At 58.0% G+C, this 16539-nt stretch carries 10 protein-coding genes; 4 read left to right on the top strand and 6 right to left on the bottom strand.

Features of this window, described 5'->3' with window-relative positions; all coding sequences use genetic code 11:
- Window positions 1-222 precede the first annotated feature (222 nt).
- The 4 genes from yajC to H0921_RS13100 all read left to right on the top strand — a co-directional run bounded on the left by yajC (window position 223) and on the right by H0921_RS13100 (window position 7889).
- Window positions 223-585, top strand: a complete 363-nt coding sequence (gene yajC, locus H0921_RS13115; RefSeq protein WP_194538854.1) for a preprotein translocase subunit YajC — start codon at window positions 223-225, stop codon at window positions 583-585.
- A gap of 87 nt (window positions 586-672) precedes the next feature.
- On the top strand, window positions 673-4044 hold the full coding sequence (gene secD, locus H0921_RS13110; protein WP_194538853.1) for a protein translocase subunit SecD: 3372 nt from the start codon (window positions 673-675) through the stop codon (window positions 4042-4044).
- A gap of 282 nt (window positions 4045-4326) precedes the next feature.
- Entirely contained in the window at window positions 4327-6000 is a 1674-nt protein-coding gene (locus tag H0921_RS13105; protein ID WP_194538852.1) for an N-acyl-D-amino-acid deacylase family protein, read from the top strand.
- 734 nt (window positions 6001-6734) lie between these two features.
- On the top strand, window positions 6735-7889 hold the full coding sequence (locus H0921_RS13100) for a BBP7 family outer membrane beta-barrel protein (protein ID WP_194538851.1): 1155 nt from the start codon (window positions 6735-6737) through the stop codon (window positions 7887-7889).
- A gap of 75 nt (window positions 7890-7964) precedes the next feature.
- On the opposite strand, the gene H0921_RS13095 is transcribed toward H0921_RS13100, so the two are convergent.
- From H0921_RS13095 to H0921_RS13070, 6 genes are all read right to left on the bottom strand, one after another.
- A complete protein-coding gene (locus H0921_RS13095) occupies window positions 7965-9161 on the bottom strand; it encodes a pyridoxal-phosphate-dependent aminotransferase family protein (RefSeq protein WP_194538850.1) in 1197 nt (398 codons plus the stop codon).
- Between the two features lie 90 nt (window positions 9162-9251).
- The gene (locus H0921_RS13090; RefSeq protein WP_194538849.1) at window positions 9252-9821 is read right to left on the bottom strand and encodes a hydrolase; all 570 of its coding nucleotides are present in this window, start codon (window positions 9819-9821) and stop codon (window positions 9252-9254) included.
- A 187-nt stretch (window positions 9822-10008) separates the two neighbouring features.
- A complete protein-coding gene (locus H0921_RS13085) occupies window positions 10009-12282 on the bottom strand; it encodes a transglutaminase-like domain-containing protein (RefSeq protein WP_194538848.1) in 2274 nt (757 codons plus the stop codon).
- Between the two features lie 36 nt (window positions 12283-12318).
- Window positions 12319-13548, bottom strand: a complete 1230-nt coding sequence (locus H0921_RS13080; RefSeq protein ID WP_194538846.1) for a DUF58 domain-containing protein — start codon at window positions 13546-13548, stop codon at window positions 12319-12321.
- A 140-nt stretch (window positions 13549-13688) separates the two neighbouring features.
- Window positions 13689-14645 (bottom strand): AAA family ATPase, encoded by a 957-nt coding sequence (locus H0921_RS13075; RefSeq protein WP_194538844.1) that lies wholly within the window; start codon window positions 14643-14645, stop codon window positions 13689-13691.
- Window positions 14646-14753: 108 nt separating this feature from the next.
- A complete protein-coding gene (locus H0921_RS13070; protein ID WP_194538842.1) occupies window positions 14754-16409 on the bottom strand; it encodes a 30S ribosomal protein S1 in 1656 nt (551 codons plus the stop codon).
- Window positions 16410-16539 lie beyond the last annotated feature (130 nt).

The raw sequence follows: 16539 nt of genomic DNA, 5'->3' as shown, positions 1-16539 counted from the left end.
ATTATTCCGTACCCGCGGGAGAAAGGACGAGGGAGATTTTGCCGCCTGCTATGGCGTCCTGCTGGGGATCGGTTGGGTGTCCCGGTGGGGGAATCAGGTGACTGGGAATTCGGTGTTCCCTAGCCAAGGTGGATTGGAAAGCGACAATGGGTGTTAGCCCATCCAACGATTCCGGCGATTTTGACGGTGGGATGGGGTGATCGGTGGCACCAGAGTGAAACAATGATCATCGCAAGCCTATTGATGCTGTTCGCGCAGGAAGGAGAGGAAGCGGCAGCCGGTGCGCCGGGGGGGAATGCTCTGACCCCCCTATTCATCGTAGCTCTGTTCATGCTCTTTCTGATGCTGGTGGTGTTTCCCGCGCAAAGCCGGCGGCAACGACGGGAACAGGAAAAGCTGATGGCCTCGCTCAAGCGTGGCAGCAAGGTATTGACCAACGCGGGGATTGTCGGCATCGTGGTGTCAATCCGGGACGGAGATGATGAAATCGTCATCCGCTCGGAGGACTCTCGGTTGCGAATCAAGAAAAGTGTAGTTGTGCAGATTCTGGGATCGGACGAAGCAGAAGCGAGTAAGAAAGACTGAAACCCGTGTGATCTTTGCGAGCACCGACCTACTGGTCCTTGGGGATGGGGTAACCACCCCGGAAGCGAGCGTGCAACGGATACTGCTATGCAACGGAACTTTCTACGTGGCTTTCTGATCTGCCTGGTTCCCTGTTTGTTGGCCGCGTTCTACGCCTTCCGCTTTGATAAGTACAAACTGGGTATTGATTTGGCAGGAGGAACCATCTTAGTCTACGAGATCAACTTGGAGCGGACCAAGCTCCGCAAGGAGGCATTGGGGGAGCAACAGTCGGGAACGAGCGGTGCCAGCGAAGGGTTGACCCAGGAAGAGGTTAATCAACTGGCGGCTCAGATCAAGCGGCGGATCGACCCTACGGATATCAAAAATGTCACTGTTCGGCCTATAGGGACGACACGGATCGAGATCATTTTGCCCGTGGGAGGAGGTTCGGCTCGTGGGAGGGAAAATCTGACGGCGGAAGAGATCGAAGAGATCAAACGCCTCATCTCGCAGATGGGAGTCCTGGAATTTCGCATCCTAGCCAATGGCCACGATGACGCCGAAGGGATTGCAGCTGCACGGGATACCCTCGAACGGAAAGACGCCGCAGAGCTGGAGGCTCGTGCTCGCAAGGGTTTGCCGCCGGAAGGACCTGAGGGTGAGTTTGAAGTCGTCATTGGTGAAACGCGGGCCTCTGTGCGTTACCAATGGGCCGAGCTAGCTCCGGAGGAGCGCGAGACGCTCGGTTTGTCCAATCGTTTCGAGGGGAGCGGCGGCTTGTGGGCTGAGGCAGCACGGGCACGGCAAGAACGCAAAGTCCTCTTCGTCGGCCGTGATCGCAACCCTGTCTTTGATATCTCCCAAGCGGCGATGGTGCTGTATAGCCGGGAATGTCTCGACGAAGACCAACTTGCTCGCGAAGAGGCCGAGAAACAGCGGTTGATCCGGGAAGGGAAATCCGAAGCCGAGGCGGAGAAACTGGTCGATCGCAAGAAGTACGAGTACTTCCTGCTGACACGGGTCTCACCCGAAGATGCCCTCCGAGTTGGAGGCGACATCACGCTGACAGCAAACGTCGGTGTGGACCGGGCTTACAACCCCGCGGTGGACTTCATCTTCAACAGTGCGGGTGCTCGCCAGTTCGGACGGATCACTCGGCGGAACAAGCCAAGCTCCGGCATCGAACGTCACCTGGCCATTCTCCTGGATGGGCGGATTGTCTCCGCACCGACCTTGCAACAGGAGATTACCAGTCACGGTCAGATTCACGGGCGATTCGACCGCAAGACTGTGGAACGCCTGGTGCACATCCTGCGCAGCGGAGCTTTGTCTGCCGAATTACGAGAAAAGCCGGTGAGTGAAAATACCATCGGTCCCACCTTGGGGGCTGACACGATTCGCCGGGGAACGTTTTCCATCGCTGCGGCCTTCGTGACAATTCTCCTGTTCATGCTCATTTACTACCGTTTTGCGGGTTTGGTCGCGTGTATAGCGCTTCTGGCCAATCTGTTGCTCACAGTGGGCTTTATGGTGGCGGTCAATGCTGCCTTTACTCTGCCCGGCTTGGCGGGATTGGTTCTGACGCTTGGCATGGCCGTTGATGCCAACATCCTTATTTACGAACGGATCCGCGAGGAACGGAACAAGGGGGCCAGTCTGGCCTTGGCCCTCCGCAATGGCTACTCCCGCGTCTTGCCCACCATCCTGGACACACACCTGACGAGTATCTTCACGGCTATCGTACTCTATGTCTTTGGCAACGATCAGCTCAAAGGGTTCGCCATTGCCTTGACTTTAGGCCTGGTGATCAGCCTTTTCACGGCGCTGTACATGACGCGGCTCATTTTTGACTACGGCATGGTCCGTCGCTGGATCACCCAGCTCCGCATGCTCCGCTTGTTTGATCGCCCCAACTTCAATCCTATGAAGTATCGCCTCTACTTTTTCACAGTGACGACCATCCTGACGTTGCTAGGCTTGGGGTTATTCCTCTATCGTGGTGAGGATGGCTTGAACGTGGACTTCCGCGGCGGAACGGTGTTTGCCGGCCGCCTCAAGGAGGGAGAGGAACGGGCCTTAACCCGTACCCCCGATGGCAAAGCGGGATTCCGCGATCTTCTCGGTGAAGAGAATCAGCAACGCTGGCTCAATGCTATCGATGCCCGCTGGATCAATCAGACCGAGGGAGGAACCGCGGCGGCCAACGTCTTTATCTATCAGATCACCTATCAGAATCCGGATGGCAGCACGTCCCAGGCTTTGGTCACACTGAGCCAGAAGCCAGGACGGGCAGGAGAGATAGACATCGAAGAGATGAAGCAGAACGTCCTGGCCCGCGCGCGGACCTTGCCCGATGTGTCTGTCGAACAGATGTATCTTTCGGGGGAAAGTTACCCCGATGGAAAGAGCCGTTACTTCACAATTCGCACCACAGAACGCGAAGACGACCTGGTACGCGTTAGCTTGCAGCGTCTCCTGCGTGATGACAACGGCCGGTCCATCCTCGATGGAGCCACTCTGGATTACACCGTCGAGGGTGGCGTTGTCCATCTGACATTTTCCCGCCCCACCTCACGTTCCTACGTCGAAAAGCTCTTGGAGCGGGAATTTTACGTAGTTCTCCAGCATGATCCGCGGGGTGTATTTACCCTGACGGGGGCAGGAGATGCTGTCGAAGGGCGCTATACCCAGATGCGCCTGGACGTTAGCCGTTCGCCAGAGTTTTCCCAACTCGCGGCAGCTAAACCTGATCCAGAACAGCAGAAGCTTCAACGGGAGACCCTGGACCGCGTGCTGCGTTCAGCCCAGCAAACTTTCAATAACGCTCCGGAACCGGAACGGTTAGAAGTCTTCGATAGCCAATTGGCAGCGGACACCCGCCAGCAAGCGCTCTTCGCCATCCTTGCGAGCTGGGTAGCGATGCTCCTGTACCTGTGGTTCCGCTTCGGGAACTGGACCTTCGGTCTGGCAGCAGTGCTCTGCCTGATTCACGACCTCTGCTTTACCTTGGGAGCGATCGCCGTCTGCCATTATTTGCATGTCATTCCGGGCATGAACATGCTGGGCATCCAGGATTTCAAGATCGACCTGGCGGCGGTGGCGGCCCTCCTAACCTTGGTGGGCTACTCCGTCAATGACACCATCGTCGTGTTCGATCGCATCCGTGAAGTCCGTGGTAAAGATCCGCGATTGACGCCGCAAATGATCAACGACAGCGTCAATCAGACCCTGGGGCGCACCGTGTTAGCCAGTTTGACCGTTTTCCTCGTCGCATTCGTACTCTACGCCTTTGGCGGGGAAGGAGTCCACCTCTTCTCGTTCATCATGCTCATCGGTGTGATCGTGGGTACTTACAGCTCCATCTTTGTGGCTAGTCCCTTGCTCCTGTTCTTTGGGGAGGGTCAGCAGGAACGAGTGGAAGTCACTGCACTGGAAGCTGCGGCCACTGTGGCCTCGGAGGAGGTGGTCGAAGGCTAATTGCTGGGCCCCTTGCCCACCGTCTCATCTATTCTGGCTCGCCCACCTTTCCGATCCCCCTTTGCGGCTGGCCGGACCAGACCAAGGAAATGTTACAGGACTGGCAGAAGGGGTTATTCCTCTATCCTCCCCTTTTGTGGCTGAGGGTGGGAAGAGGATTATTGTTGCTAATCCTGGAGTGATGCTCATAATGACTGCCACACCAGGGTGGGAATATACCTTTTACACCCTTGGACTCCGGCAAATGTTGGCAACCACGTGGATAAAGAGGGGGAATAACAGATGGCCAGCTACAAGAGAGCCTTTGGATTGGTGGGATGTTTGGCGGTCGTGGTCGGTATGGGAGTGCCATCAGGCGATGGGAGAGGAATACAAGCGGGTGGCGCATCAGAAGGCTTGAAGGTTTCGCGGGGTCAGCCGTCCTCGTCAAGTCATTCTCCTGGAGGGGAACCCACCACGCACTTGCTCTTTCGCCAAGTGACCATATACGACGGTAGCGGACGGCCTGCGGAGGTCGGTTCGGTTTACATTCGGGGGTCTAGAATCATCGCTGTGGGTGATATCCAGCCCGAATCGGGGGCGGAGGTAATTGATGGAAAGGGATTGTGGCTCTGTCCCGGTTTCATCGATTTGCACACCCATTGCGATTCTGGATTACTCAATAAAGGCGGGCGAGCAAACAAAAATTATGTGATGCAGGGTTGTACCACGGTCGTGACAGGCAATTGCGGTTCCGGCCCCACCGATGTGGCGAAGTACTTCCGAACACTCCAGGAACAAGGAATCGGAACCAACGTGATTCATTTAGCTCCCCATAACAGCATTCGTGCCGCCGTGATGGGGAATGCCAATCGTCCTCCTACGGCGGAGGAATTGCAGAAGATGCAGCAGATGGTGCAGCGAGCGATGGAAGATGGAGCGTGGGGGCTTTCCACCGGTTTGATCTACAATCCTGGAACCTACGCGGCGACCGAGGAGATTGTGGCTTTAGCCCAAGTGGCAGGTCGCTATGGCGGCCTTTATGCCAGCCACATCCGCAACGAAGGAACCGGCCTGCTCGCGGCATTGGAGGAGGCATTCCGAATTGGCCGGGAGAGCGGTTGCCGCGTGCATATCTCGCATATCAAGGCTTCCGGTAAAGAAGCATGGGGTTTATCAGCCCAAGCGGTCCGCCTGATCGAAGCTCAGCGGAAAGAGGGTTTAGTTGTGACAGCGGACCAATATCCTTACACGGCGAGCAGTACCTCGTTACGAGCAACCGTAGTGCCGCCGCGCTACCGTGAGGGGACGCCCCAAGACTTTCTGAAACGCCTGGACGATCCGAAAATCGGCCCGCAGTTGCGAGCCGATGTGGTCCGGCTCTTAGGGGGTTGGGAGGGTGCCCGCCGCCTACAAATTGCTCATTTCGCCGCTCGCCCTCAATGGAACGGCAAAACAATCGCTGCGATTGCTGAGGCAGAAAAACGGGAGCCTCTGGATATTGTGCTGGAAATCGAGCGGCGGGGCGGAGCGCAAATTGTCCACTTCGGGATGAATGAAGAAGACGTGCGGGTATACATGCGTCAGCCTTGGGTGGCTACAGCCAGCGATGGAGGCGTCCAGAACCCCGGCCCGACAGTGCCGCATCCCCGCAGTTATGGCACATTCCCGCGGAAAATTGGTTACTATGCGATACAGGAAAAATTGCTTCCGGTACCCGCAGCCATCCGGAGTGCCACGGGGCTGCCGGCCGACATCTTGCAACTCCGGGATCGCGGCTACATCAAGGCAGGCTATTACGCTGATCTGGTCGTATTCGATCCCAACACCTTCCGAGATACCGCCACCTTCGATCAACCTCATCAATACCCCACCGGTGTACGCTGGGTTCTGATCAACGGCCATGTCGCTGTGCGGGATGGAAAATATCAAGATGGGGTTCTCGGCGGCCAAGTTCTCCGGTGGCGCAAGCCATGAAAACTCATGAGCCTCGGCTTCCTCCAACATGTTCTCCAAGAAAACCACACCTCCACCTCGCTCGCCGAACATTAAGTCAGCAGGAGATGCTCGTGTTCCGGAGTTTCCTGCCCATCAGAGAAACTTCCTTCTCCCGCGGCGAAAGTTGGGTGTAACTAGATTCTCTGGGGGTGGGGGCTGAACCCGCGAGATGTTTCCCCAGACTAGCAGAGCTGCCCGGCAGGGAACCCCCAGAAAATCTGGTTGCACCCCCCGAAAGTTCCCGGCACTAAACCTCTCTTGCGGGAAATGTCGATAAGAGTGATATGGCGGATTCTCGGAAACGTGCCGGAGTGAGGGGTGGCGCGGCCATGGTGCGGGGATGTTATGCTGCGATGTGGATGCTATTCGGAGCCGTGTCGGTTTACGGACAGGTAGCATCCGGTAGTGCAGACGGCGCAGCTCTCTCTGGAGTGGGAAAAAATGCGAACCGCAGCGTTCTAGGAGAAATAGAGGGCAATACTGCAAAACCGTCGACTTCGCAGGAGAAAGGAGCGGCGCTAGCTCCCGATTATGCTCTAGGTCCGGGCGGAGCGTGGCGTGTCCCTACAGATGCCAGTTTTTCTGGCAGTCTCTTTGCAACTCCCCTTCCGCCAGCGCCCCAGCAAGTGGCTCTTCCTGCTGGTCCGTTGGCTGCTCCTCTAGTTCTTCCCGCAGCTACACCTCAAGCGCAGCCGTTGGGTCAGCAGTTTGTGATGGACATCCCTGGGGGGCGAGGCAGTCCCTTTGACCCTGCGGCGTATCCAGCACCGGAACAGTTTATGCTAGCGGAATCCACGGGTCCGCGACGAATGTGGAGCTGGGGCAATGTGGAATTGCTGCTGGGAGCGACGAGCGGCGTGGATGTGCCGCCTCTCATCACGAGTGGACCGATAACGGCCGGTTCCCAGGCCGGTGCCATCGGCGTTCCTACGACCACCTTCGTCTTCGGTGAACGCAAAATGCTGGACAATTGGCGTCCTGGACTGCGAGCCGAAGTAGGGGTGTGGTTCGGCGAGAAACACCACTGGGGCCTGGCGGCACGATACTATTCCCTCTACTCCACGAGTGACCCGCTCACAGTGCTGGGTGATGGTACCAATGTGGTGGTGGTGCCGCAGGTGGTAGATTTGACGGCTCCAAGCTTAGACACCCTCGGCGCCTTGTTCCCCCTCGTGTTCCAGACTGCGGCGTTTCCAGGAACAAATTTGATCAATACAGCCACCAACATCCAATTGCCGTTTTTTGTGAGTTTTCCGGGAGTGGCGGTCGGTTCTGCCGCGGCCTCTGTGCGCACAAGTTTTGTGGGAGGGGATATTCAACTACGACGAGTGTGGATATCAACAGATGATATACGCTGGGAAACATTTGTAGGTTATCGGCAACTCCGTTTGGGAGATGAATTGAGACTGAACTATGTTAGTACTTCCGTACAAACCGCTTTTACAGCAACGGGGGAAGATAATGTCCGTACCAGCAACAACTTCTACGGTGCTCAGATCGGCTCACTCATGTCCTTGGCGGAGGGACCTTGGTCCTTGCAGCTCAGCGGCGCAGTGGCACTGGGTAACAACGCTTGTGACACGGACTTCAGCCGAATCCGCTTGCTCAGTGCCGCGGGAGTAACCCTGCCGCTCGTGTTGAGTGACAGTGGGAATCGCATCAACTACTTTTCCGTCGTGAGCGAAGCCAACGCTCGCGTGGGGTTGCGTGTTTCCCGGCATGTGAAGTTCACCTTTGGCTATACAGGATTGTACTGGTGGAATGTGCAACGAGCACAGCATCAATATAATCTCAGTCAGAGTCTCACGGGGAGGACAACGCAAGTTTACGTATCCATGCTCAACTGGGGCGCAGAGATACGCTACTGATGATTGGCTCATGGGAAGGGTCTAGAGTACCGACTCGCCGGCCGGCCAACACCTGCCTACGCCTGCTCGATCTGTTCAACTGCTGGCATAGAAGGCTTCGGCCGCAGCCACCCCGCTGCCGCGACTGCAATGCACGCCGCAATCGATGAGAACTTTCTCCAAGGCTGCTAAAACCTGGAAGACACAGTTGGTCCGACTGTTGTACCCCATCAGCCCGATACGCCAGACACGACCCTTATATTCGCCCAGTCCGCCGCCGACTTCGATGCCAAACTCTTCCAGGAGCCGTTTGCGCCCCTGAACATCGTTGACGCCATCAGGCAAGAGAACAGCATGAAGTTGGGGAAGCTGGCAAGATTCCTCAGCAAGGGTACGCAAACCTAGAGCCTCCAGTCCCGCTCGCAGGGCACGGGCATGCCGCTGATGACGCTCAAAACGGGCTTCCAGTCCTTCCTCCAGAACCAGACGAAGTCCTTCGCGTAGGGCGTAAATCATGGTGATCGGGGCTGTGTGGTGATAGACCCGCTCTGTGCCCCAATAGCTCCGCAAGGCAGTCAGGTCGAAATACCAGCTCCGGACGGGGCTTTTGCGGCGGTAGAGAGCTTCCAGCGCTCGTGGGCCGAATGTCAGCGGAGCCAAACCAGGAGGACAGCTCAAACCTTTCTGAGAGCAACTGAACGCCGCATCGATTTGCCACGTATCTATGGCGACAGGGGTACAACCCAGGGACGTGACACAATCGACGACCGCAAGAGCGTCAAATTCCCGGCAAAGGGCACCCAGGAAAGAAATATCCTGCCAGGCCCCGGTCGATGTTTCGGCATTGACAATTCCCAGGACTTTCGGTCGGACTCGGCGGAGTGCTTCCCGGAGCCGATCTGGCGAAAAAGTCTTGCCCCAGCTTTCTTGTTCTACGTGGACCTCCGCGCCGCACCGCCGGGCCATCTCGGCCATCCGCTCGCCAAAGTAGCCAGCGACGCAAATCAAGGCCCGATCCCCCGGTTCCAATAGATTGACCAAACAGGCCTCCATACCGCCAGAACCAGTGGCGGAAATCGGCAAGGTCAATTCATTGCGGGTCTGGAATACGGCCCGGAGCATCTCCTGGGTTTCCGACATCAGCAGAAGAAACTGCGGGTCCAGATGACCCAGGAGGGGAGTGGTCATGGCTGCGACCACGCGGGGGTGCAAATCACTGGGTCCAGGCCCTAGCAGCAAACGGGGCGTCGGATTGAGCTGACCAGGTAACGAGGGTGTTGAGGCCGAGGTCATAAGTTTTCGCACACTCCGGAGGATGTTCCCTTAAGCAACGGGATTGCAAAGGGAAATCGTGATGATTTTCCCCCACCGATGAAGATTGGCTTAGGATGCGCTGCGGGCAATGACCAGTTGACGAAACGAAGCGAATTGCGGATGGGCGGCATCTCGGAGCCACTCAAAGGCGATCGCCTCGACTGTCGTCAGGATGGCTCCTGCCCGTTCCAGCCGGCGCAGGGCGGTTTCATGATCGATGGCAAAGCGCGCGCCGAGGGCATCCACCGGTAAATAAACCTGAAGGCCGGCCTGGAGCAGATCGAAAGCGGTCTGGCTGACACACACGTGGGTTTCCATGCCTGTCAGCACGATCTGCGGGCGGCGCAATATCTCCAGCTCTTCGAGAAATGTCCCGGCTCCGCAACAACTGAAAGCAGTCTTGGCCACCGGTGGACGTGGCAAGCGGCGGGCTAACTCCGCAGTCGTAGTTCCCAAACCCTGGGGATATTGTTCCGTGGCCCGCACCGGTACGTCCAGCAGTTGGGCCACGTCCAGGAGAAAAGCGATGTTCTTCACCAAACTAGGCGCTGTTGGGATACGGGACAGCAGCTTATCTTGCACGTCGATGACCACGAGAACGCTGTCGTGGCTTTGTAAACATCGAACCTGGCTGCTCATGGGGTTTGCACCTCGGACGAGCCGGTCGATTGGGAAAACATCCTTTTGGGCTTGAAATCTCCTGTTCCTGCCTACCTCTCGTCCGCCTCCCTTGCGCTTGGCTTCAATAAATCTTCCGGGAAATCACAAAAAGAACGAGAATGCGGCACAGAGTCAGCAACGCCCTGTCGAAGGTCACACGGTTAATCTAGGAGGTGGGCGAGTTCGCGGTGATGGCAGGCCGTTGCCGGAGCTGGTGGCTCAGGTCCTGGAGGCGTTGCCGCAGGGCAGTCCAGTGTTCGATGCTGAAGCTCCGTCCGCCAAAACGTTCGGCGTAGTAAGTGTGGACCCAAGTCAAGGGCAAGTCGGCATAAGGGGCGAGGCAGTTGTCCTGGAGCATGCGAGCGGTGATACGTTCGGCCCACGCGGCTATCGTCTCGCCGGGAAGAGGTACGATACCCAAAGGTTTCAGACATGCCAACAATTCAGCACAGGGTTGGCGGGATGGGGGCGTTGCAGGCCGCCTTCGGTGTTGCCAGAGACGGTAGAGAGTGGAACCGGCCAGAGCCATTCCAAGTGCTACGCCGATCCAAGGCGCCAGCCAGCCCAGATACGATCTCAAGACGATCCAGGCCTGCCGCTGTTGCTCAGGCGTGAACTCGACCAGGTAGTCGCGGAGCCATTGCTGAACCTCCCGATGTGTGCGCTGGAGCCAGTAATTGCCGGGTGGGGAAACAGAGGGATCAGCAGAAGGTGTGGGGTCCAGGCTGAGCCATCGGCTGACGGGTCGCATACCGGGTCGCAAAGGGGGTTGAAATTCCTCCAACAGGCATTCGACCCAAGCATGAGCATGCTCATGGCGGACCAGATAACGTCCCGGTTGGTCCAAGGGTTCCCATCCTTTACAACCGAGGATCAGTTGAGCCGGAATGCCCTGAGAGCGTAACAGGAGCACCAGAGCGCTGGCAAAGCGTTCGCAGTGACCGGCCTGGCTGTGGAACAGGAAATCCTCGATCGGATCCAGGTCTGAACGAGTGATCCGCAAGTTGGTAGTGTATTGAAGCCCCGCTTCGCTGCGGAGATATTCACACAAGAGTCGAGCGAGTTGGCCATGATACTGCCGGCGCGGCCGCTGGAGGACAGGGTCGATCAGGTCCGCGGGTAGACGCCCTGTTCGGATCCACTGGCGGATGAGGTCATCCGCGTACTCCTGCAAGCGGGGCAGAGGGTTTTGGGTCAAGGCGCGCAGCAAGGGAGCTGGGTCTGGCTCCACGATGACAAAAGGAGGACTCAAATCAGGTAAATCGGCGGGGTGCCAGTACTGCTGATAAGGGAACCGTTCCGCTTCCTCCAAATCAGCATAAAAAGTGCCATCGCCGAGCCATTGCCACGGTAGAGGGGGGCGGCCTTGCTGCAAGCTGACAATAGGGGTGGGCTGATTGGCTCGCCAGGCCACAGGATCGGCCAGGAAAAAGGAACGGTTCCCAGGCCGGAGATGAAAGGTTAAAAGCAGTTGCTGCGGTCCAAGCTGCGGGGACTGCCAGGGCAGAGATGTCTGGGTGCTAGGCACAATGGTGGGCAGGCGGGTATTGCCGGCTTCCCAGCGACCGGAGTTGTACAAACGCAACTCTCTCCCCCGCCACCTTTGTTCCGGTGAGAGTTGGCCCGGTGAACCGTCCGGCCGTTGCACAGTGACTTCAAACAACGGCGTCCGATTGCTGTGCAGATAGCCTGTTTGTGTCAGGTCTAGCATCTGGTCTGCGGCGTAACCGATCTCAATGCGGGGCTTTCCAAACGTGGCAGGCGGTATGGGAGAACGAGGGGTCAGCAAATAGAGGGGAAGGGCTAGGAAGAGGGCTGCTATCACGAGGAGGAGGCCGTGGGCCACTCCCCAACGGATGCTCGGAGTCGTCATCATATACCGGACTCGATGGAAGGGCTGCCCTGGCAGCGGCGGCAGCCAACCTATCCGGTGCGCCACATGAAGCAAACGCAAGTTGCTAACAGCGAGAGTCACATATAGCAGGAGGAAAACGAAACCGAAAACATCTTCCGTCATCGCGGCGGCTAGAGTGGCAGCAGCCAAAGCCAAGCCGTGCAACCACCAGTAATCCCCAACGTGCTTGTCCCGCCGCAGAAGTTTGGCAGGCAGCAATACCATCGTAAGCGGACCGAGCAATGCCACAAGCAGTAAGGACCAATCGGTGTTGAGCAACTGAGGTTGAGTCCATTCGCGTCCCATACGCCAGGCGGCCCAGAACAGGGTGAGCACGCCGACCAGCGCACCCAGGCGATTAGCTGCCGGGATGGATAAAACCGCCCATCGGGATTCCCGAAAGTACAAACCCACCAGTGACACAAGGACCATCGCGGCGACGAGAGAGGATTCCGGGAGGAGGGCGTACTCGGCGTAACCCAAAGCTAGACAGGCACTGCCTAACGTGGCGTAGAAACTTCGGCGAAAGGCAGTGTACCAGAACATGACAACTCTCCCCTCGTGGTTTGGGCCTAAACCTAACTACCCCTCTATTGCTGGAGCTAACGTTCCTGGCGGAGTGTACCAGGACGGGAGTTGCTCCAGGGTCAGCGGGATGAGCAATTGTCCTGGGGGGACGAAGGGCAACTCTTCCGGAGACGGATCAGGGAGCATTGTGTTGGGGGTGAGCACCAGATGAACGCAACGGCCGATACGACGAAGAAGTGTCGGTGGCGGCGGATCTGGAGTGAACGCTGTGGGGTCAGCCAGCGGACGGAGGATGTGCCTTATTCCTTGACCAGAGGGAGGCAAATAGAGGATATGGGGGGAAGCTCCAGCAATCACGAGGACGAACGGGGTGTGTTCTGCTGTCTGCGGCCAGTAGTAGGCCATGGTTGCGGCAAATGATAGGGTAGCTTCCCATCGCTCAGTCACTTCCTTGGGGCCAGGAGAGGCCGGAGGCAAAAGTGTCAGCACGACGGGCATACCGCAGGCGGTGTCGTATTCGCGAACCATCAGGCGCCGCCTCCGGGCCGTGGTGCGCCAATGGATGGCTCGGAGCGAATCCCCCGGACGATAGGGACGTATGCCCCGGACTTCGATCGGCTCCAGAGTGATCCGCCGCTGAGAGGGCCGCGTGATCATGGCGCCGGGAATCTGGTGATCCAACCAGCGGCGCAGCTTCGGTATGTCAATATCCCCCACCGCAGGAAGGACAATCACCTCGCCGCCGGGAATCGCGGTGCGCCTGTGGAACCAGCCGAATCCGTCACTCTCGCTGAGATGCAGTTGTATGGGGAAACGGCCTCGCTGCCGCAGAATAGCCGTCCAGGAAATGCTCTGCTGTTGGCCTGGTGGGGCTGCCTCCAAGTACCAGCGGAAGGTTTGCGGTCCGATCTGTATCTCGGCAACACAATCAGCACGCATGTGGGCCGAATTTGTGACCACGATCTGTCCTAGAACACGTTCCCCAGCAAAGAGGGTGGGAAGTGCCGACATATGGGCCTGCCAACCCTGCCGGCGGCGCCACAGCGTATAAAGCTGCCCTCCGAGCAATCCTGTCATGACATAGGCCAGCAGCAATACGGCATTGAAACTTTTCCACCACCCAACTAGTCCCACGACCAGACAAATGCCGATCCAAGTGGCACCTTCCGCACTCAGTCGCCAACGCGGTTGTTGTCCTCGAACGGGGGAGGAGGGCGTATAATCACCGCTCCCCGGTGATGCATCCCTGTTAGGAGGGAGTTCCTGAGCTAGGAGGATAGACATAGCAGTTTACCCTATCGAAGTTGGGAGATTATATTCTCCCTGAAGCTATTGTAACCGGGCTTTTCCGTTGAGGTGGCACCATCGCCGGGGAGAGAGTGCCGTGGGAAATAGGGATCGGTTTTGAACCGGCTCGTCGCTTCTCACGACGGAACGGGCAAGGTGCGGAGAATTTGTTGTACCAGTGTTTCGGCGGTGGTGGCCGAGACTCCGGTACTGCTACGAAGGATGAGGCGGTGGGCGAGCACAGGCACGGCCAGGCGCTGAACATCATCGGGGATCACGTAGTCTCTTTGGTGGATGACGGCCCAGGCTTGAGCGGCACGGTATAAGGCCAGTGCCGCCCGTGTGCTCGCTCCGAGAATGATTTCCCGATGCTGTCGCGTGGCCTCGACAATGTCCAGAATGTACTCGACGATATCGTGTTCCACCTGTACCGCACGGGTCACCGCTTGCAAGTGCCGTACCTGCTCGGCTGTCAGAACAGCGGGGAGGTCCTCGCCCGGTTCTCCACTCCGGTGCTGGTGCAGGATCGCTCGTTCTGTAGCGCGGTCATGGTAGCCGATGCGCAGTCGCAGTAAAAAGCGATCCAGTTGGCTTTCTGGAAGAAGGAAGGTCCCTTCGAATTCGTAAGGGTTCTGGGTCGCAATGACTAGAAAAGGAGGACCGAGGCGGTGAGTTACCCCATCGACCGTGACTTGGCGTTCATTCATGGCTTCCAACAAAGCGGATTGGGTGCGGGGAGTGGCACGATTGATTTCGTCTGCCAAGAGCACCTCGGTGAACAAGGGGCCGGGCTGAAAGACAAATTCGCCGTTATGTTCTCGATAAAGCGTGACTCCGATGAGATCGCTAGGGAGCAGGTCCGGAGTGAATTGGATGCGGCGGAAGCGGCATCCTAGGCTGCGAGCCAGGCTTTTTGCGAGCAAGGTTTTACCCACCCCTGGCACATCTTCCAGGAGCACGTGGCCATCCGCCAAGAGAGCCGCCACGGTCAGCCGGACTATCTCGGGCTTGCCGAGAAAAACTGTGCCTACATTGGCAAACAGGCGGTCCAGAAGATGGGCGACTGATAGGGATGTGTCCCCAGTTTCACCCATGCCTACCTCGTTGCTGCAGTCGATCCTGCAACGACACGTTCCCTGTTTCTACGCTCGTCGACATCCTGGAGTTCTGCGTGCGCGGGGGGAATAAGTATCCGGCGAGTTTCATTCCAGAGGAGGCAATGGTTCCGAACCGATGCCGCCTCGCAGACCAGGCCGGCTGGGCTTACGTTGGGCCAGGCGTTCCATCGCCTCCTGGAGATTTACCCGCTCCTCTTCGGCCTGGGCTGCTGCTGTGGCTTCTGCTTGTCGTTGGGCGATACTCCGCATACTCAGGGAGAGACGGCGATTTTCCGGTTCGATAGTCAGCACTTCGACATTGACCTTTTGACCCGGCTGAACTACTTCGCTGACCCGCCGTACCCGGTGGGGAGCCAGTTCGGAGATGTGGACCAAACCCTCAATGCCCGGCGCCACTTCCACGAATGCGCCAAAATCGGTCAAGCGAGTCACCACCCCGCTGAGCACGGTGCCAGGCCGGATCGTGGAAGCGAATTCGGCCCAGGGGTCTGTGGTCAGGCGCTTCAGACTCAAGGTCAATTTGCGTTGTTCCCGATCCAGGCGCACTACTGCGACTTCCACTTCCTGCCCTACCCGCAAAACGTCCTCGATCTTCTCCACCCGCTGCCAGGCCAGCTCCGAGGCGGGCAACAATCCATCTGCCCCTCCCAGGTCGATGAATGCGCCAAACGGCCGGATCGCCCGGACCGTTCCTCGAAGAATCTGCCCTTCTTGAATCTGGGACCAGAACTGCTCGGCTTGTTGCTGCCGCTCCCGTTCCAGGACCGCGCGCCGGCTCACGACCAGGTTGCGTTCCGCAGGGCGTACCTCGATGATCTCTACCTTGAGACGCTGATTGACCCACGCCTCCAGGTCCTCGACGCGGTGCAGATCGATTTGGCTGGCCGGTAGAAACCCGCGAACTCCCGCAACTTCTACCAGCAATCCACTCCGTTGTTTGTTGACGCCGACAACCCGCGCCTCCACTACCATATGAGGTTGTAACTGGGACCAGTCGCTAACTTGTTGAGCAGCTCCCTGGCGGGACAGTTGCCACAAGCCCTGAATAGAATCGTAATTTTCCAGCCGGCACAGGACGGTCTCGCCCACTCGAGGGACTTGTCCTTCAAACTGTTCCAAAGGAAGCACGCCCTGGCTCCGTTCGCCGGGAATATCCACGAACACATCCCGGCCGTGAATGGCGACGATACGTCCTTCAATGCGTTGACCGGGTTTGAGGCTGGCTTCAGTCGATACACGGGATGGGCCGGCCTGAGTGCTTCCTGGAGCGCTCAAGCTCTTTTCCAGGTCCACTCCGGCTAGAGCAGCTTGTAGTTCGGCTTCGATGAGTGCATCCAATTCCCGGCGATTGAGCGGTGTGGTGGTGGGGGAAGTGGTTCCGGGGAAGGACACCTGCTTCGCTGAACGGGGCGCCTCGGATATCCCTGGGGATGGCGATGAGGTTTCGTCTCCACTCTCGCCGATTGTTGTTCTTTGCCGGTGAGGCAGAGAGGGGCGGGTCACATGACGCCGCGGCGGACCAGGCTTCGGTGGCGGCAGCTTTTTCACCCGTTCTACGGCACGGGAGCTGTTGGCCGTTGTTTCAGGAGTCGGAGTTGCTGACGGCCTCGTACCACCGCTTCCTTCTTCTGTCGGGTCGGTGGGAGCTGGGGTTGGCGGTCCAGCTTGATGGCTCCCCATTTCTCGAGGATTGGATGAAACCGTTCCCTGTAACGCTTGTCCTGCTTCGGCTTCGTTCATAACACTGCTCCTCTGGCAGTGAGACTAGAAGTTCTGTCGAACTCCGACAATGTTCGGAGGCCCCCAGTCCACCGGTCCGAGTTCTTGGGGTGGAAGCTGTCTCGAGCACACGCCAATCGTTCGTCCCGTA

The organism is Thermogemmata fonticola, assembly GCF_013694095.1.
Taxonomy (GTDB): Bacteria; Planctomycetota; Planctomycetia; order Gemmatales; family Gemmataceae; genus Thermogemmata; species Thermogemmata fonticola.
Note: the sequence above shows the minus strand (reverse complement) of the source record. Positions and strands in the feature narration are given on the sequence as shown.

Coding starts and splice junctions, on each gene's coding strand:
- H0921_RS13095 (WP_194538850.1), bottom strand. CDS start 9,161: ATGACCTCGGCCTCAACACCCTCGTTACCTGGTCAGCTCAATCCGACG.
- H0921_RS13075 (WP_194538844.1), bottom strand. CDS start 14,645: ATGGGTGAAACTGGGGACACATCCCTATCAGTCGCCCATCTTCTGGAC.
- secD (WP_194538853.1), top strand. CDS start 673: ATGCAACGGAACTTTCTACGTGGCTTTCTGATCTGCCTGGTTCCCTGT.
- H0921_RS13080 (WP_194538846.1), bottom strand. CDS start 13,548: ATGTCTATCCTCCTAGCTCAGGAACTCCCTCCTAACAGGGATGCATCA.
- yajC (WP_194538854.1), top strand. CDS start 223: ATGATCATCGCAAGCCTATTGATGCTGTTCGCGCAGGAAGGAGAGGAA.
- H0921_RS13070 (WP_194538842.1), bottom strand. CDS start 16,409: ATGAACGAAGCCGAAGCAGGACAAGCGTTACAGGGAACGGTTTCATCC.
- H0921_RS13090 (WP_194538849.1), bottom strand. CDS start 9,821: ATGAGCAGCCAGGTTCGATGTTTACAAAGCCACGACAGCGTTCTCGTG.
- H0921_RS13100 (WP_194538851.1), top strand. CDS start 6,735: ATGGACATCCCTGGGGGGCGAGGCAGTCCCTTTGACCCTGCGGCGTAT.
- H0921_RS13105 (WP_194538852.1), top strand. CDS start 4,327: ATGGCCAGCTACAAGAGAGCCTTTGGATTGGTGGGATGTTTGGCGGTC.
- H0921_RS13085 (WP_194538848.1), bottom strand. CDS start 12,282: ATGTTCTGGTACACTGCCTTTCGCCGAAGTTTCTACGCCACGTTAGGC.